At 63.5% G+C, this 1,456-nt stretch carries 3 protein-coding genes; 2 read left to right on the plus strand and 1 reads right to left on the minus strand.

Annotated elements, in window-relative coordinates; genetic code table 11:
- Positions 1-199 precede the first annotated feature (199 nt).
- On the plus strand, positions 200-493 hold the full coding sequence (locus EOA86_RS34500; RefSeq protein ID WP_065006701.1) for a hypothetical protein: 294 nt from the start codon (positions 200-202) through the stop codon (positions 491-493).
- A 71-nt stretch (positions 494-564) separates the two neighbouring features.
- Here the strand turns inward: EOA86_RS34500 and EOA86_RS39090 are convergent, their stop codons facing one another.
- Positions 565-711 (minus strand): hypothetical protein, encoded by a 147-nt coding sequence (locus tag EOA86_RS39090; protein WP_084831392.1) that lies wholly within the window; start codon positions 709-711, stop codon positions 565-567.
- 223 nt (positions 712-934) lie between these two features.
- Between EOA86_RS39090 and EOA86_RS34505 the strand changes: the two genes are divergently transcribed.
- Entirely contained in the window at positions 935-1,291 is a 357-nt protein-coding gene (locus EOA86_RS34505) for a hypothetical protein (RefSeq protein WP_348627947.1), read from the plus strand.
- Positions 1,292-1,456 lie beyond the last annotated feature (165 nt).

Consider the following 1,456-nt stretch of genomic DNA (forward strand, 5'->3'; position numbering starts at 1 on the left):
CCTCATCGGCGTCTCGGCGATGTGGATTTCGGATATCGTCTTCGAGGTGGTGGTGAGGCGGTTCAAGCCGGAGAAGGAGGAGTGAGATCGCGCCTGTCTTATTGCGCCCGCAGTAACAGCCTCTTGCGGGAGACCCGGGTGAAGGTGCGGAACCACGGGCGACGGTGCGCGTTACGCACGACCCTCGTGAGGATGCACCATGCCAGCTCGCCCAATCGTCTCGACAGCCGCAGCGATCCTGCTCGCCGCCACAAGCATGGCTTACGCCCGGCCGGATGCGCGCACCATGACATGCGAACAGACGCAGCTTCTGATCCAGAGCCGGCGCGCGGTCGTCCTGACCACCGGCCGCAACACCTATGATCGATATGTCCGCCAATACGGCAACGAGTGCGACTGGCCCGACGTGCCGATCGCCTCCTATGTCCGGACGCTTGACGGTCAATGTCGGGTCCATCGATGTGAGGAACCGGTTTTCGATTTCCCGGACTGAGAAGCAGCCGGCCTCTGATCCAAGGTCTGTTCGCGCGACGTCTCTTCGCGCGACATCAAGGGGCCGATGCCCTAGAAGCCGAAGAACTGCCAGCCGATCAGATATCCAAGCGCGACGACCGCCAGGGGAAACAAGGCGGGCGCCAGCCGGCTGAGGGCGGAGCTCCTTGCCGGTTCCTTCGGGGCATTCCTGACGGCGTTTCCGAGATTCTTAGTCATGATCCCGCTATAGTAGCAGTCGCTGATTAACGATTCCCCAACATGCTGCGCCGCTCCGGAAACGGGGCGGTTTTCGCGTCTTCCATGGAGCTCGTCGCTCTTGCCGCTCAAAACTATCCTGTCAGTCGATAGCATGGAACCGGGCGCGTCGCAGCATACCGGAACCAATCGCCGCCCACCTGCTTTGGCAAGGAGGTGATCCTTCGCGGGAAAGGAGTTCGACGTGAAACCTTTCGAATTCTTGCCAAGCGCGCTGATGACGGGCCCGCTGATGACGGGCACGCTGATGATGGGCATGCTGGGTGCACTAGCGTTGGCGGCGCCGGTTGCCGCCCAGACGGAGACACAAGACCCGGCGCCTGCCGGCCCATGCCAAGCCCAGCCGCAGAACGGCCAGCAACAGAAGCCGCCCGTCAACAACGGTGCCAGCGACAGCCTGACCGACACGCTTGATCCCTGCAACGGCGTGCTGCAGCCGCCGCCGACCGGCGATCAGGGCATGGCCGCACCGCCGCCGGACCAAGGCAGGACACCGGTGCTCAAGCCCGGCGAGGTCCCGGCACAGCCGCCGAAACAATAGATTCGGGCCTTTGCCGCCTCGCGCCTGACGGGTGCCCCGGCAGGCTTTTTCGCCTTCGGCCCGGAACATTAGCTCTTGCTAAATGTTCCTCTCGAAGCAGTCGATATCACCCCCTCCGGCATCGCTGCTGATCGGGCAATCCGATCGGCCCGCGCGCCTGCGTAA

The sequence above is a fragment of the Mesorhizobium sp. M5C.F.Ca.IN.020.32.2.1 genome (assembly GCF_004023105.1).
Taxonomy (GTDB): domain Bacteria; phylum Pseudomonadota; class Alphaproteobacteria; order Rhizobiales; family Rhizobiaceae; genus Mesorhizobium; species Mesorhizobium wenxiniae.